1 protein-coding gene is annotated in these 1,019 nt (G+C 45.1%); it reads right to left on the bottom strand.

Annotation, left to right across the window (positions count from 1 at the left end):
- Positions 1 to 132 precede the first annotated feature (132 nt).
- Positions 133 to 900, bottom strand: a complete 768-nt coding sequence (locus tag R7E00_RS25315; RefSeq protein ID WP_318124951.1) for a nucleotidyltransferase domain-containing protein — start codon at positions 898 to 900, stop codon at positions 133 to 135.
- Positions 901 to 1,019 lie beyond the last annotated feature (119 nt).

Raw genomic sequence — 1,019 nt, 5'->3', positions numbered from 1 at the left:
TCATGAATACCGTAACAGTCCTATCGACTACCAGCACTACATCGACAAGCAGCTAAAGCCTGTTGCAGATGCGATTCTGCCATTTATCGGCACAGACTTTGAAACCCTCTCAGCACCACAGATGGGACTGTTCTAACCAATACGAAACTCAGTCTTTTGGTACTGCTTCACGAGCCAGCCACCGAAACCATCAATTAGGCCAATGACCGAACGCTTGGGAATTGGCCTTCCAGATAACAATATGCAGAGGCGGTCAATCTCCAGTTTTTTCTCGGGATGATATTGCAAAAACACTTCACCACATTTTATTGGATCATCAAACCAGCGCTTATCGCGATACATCACCAAAGAGTAAGAAGCTCTTAATAACTTTTTAGCGATGACTACCTGCGCACGAACTTGCTCCCCAAGGCTTGTCGCCTGAACAATCTTAGCTCGATACACCGCTAGCCATTCTTCAACATCCATATTCCAGTGCTTAGCAATTTCCCAACTCGGCACATAGTCGCCAAAACAATCAGCCAAGTCATCGCCATGCACACAAACACAGCAGTGCTTGAGCATAAAGCCCCAAGTAAAAATGCTATCAAGATTGGCAACTTCGCTAACAAGTGCCGTTCTTATCGCCACTCCCTTGACTTGCGGGTGATTTTGCTGAGCTCGCCACTTTATAGTATTGAGCAGCGTCGCTCGGTTGTTCTCAAACATCGACTTTGTCACCACAACTAAATCCAGGTTGGACTTTCCTGCTACTGCCGTTTTTCGCGCAACACTTCCGTACACATAAACGCTGTGAAGATTTTGCCCTAGACCGCCTTTTAGGCACATCAACACTTCTTTGATTAAAGGAGCAAACTCTGCTTGCAAAGGTTGTTTAGGATCGATAACTGGAAGAGACATGGATTAAAAAGCGCGCTCAAAGTTTGTCAGTAAGATTCGCTTATGATCCCCTAGCCCCTATTCGGCATCAAGCCTAATCAAACGTTTAATCTTGATTCAACAATCACGATGAATTTTGG

The sequence above is a fragment of the Vibrio sp. Vb1755 genome (assembly GCF_033338635.1).
GTDB classification, from domain to species: Bacteria; Pseudomonadota; Gammaproteobacteria; order Enterobacterales; family Vibrionaceae; genus Vibrio; species Vibrio alginolyticus.
Note: the sequence above shows the minus strand (reverse complement) of the source record. Positions and strands in the feature narration are given on the sequence as shown.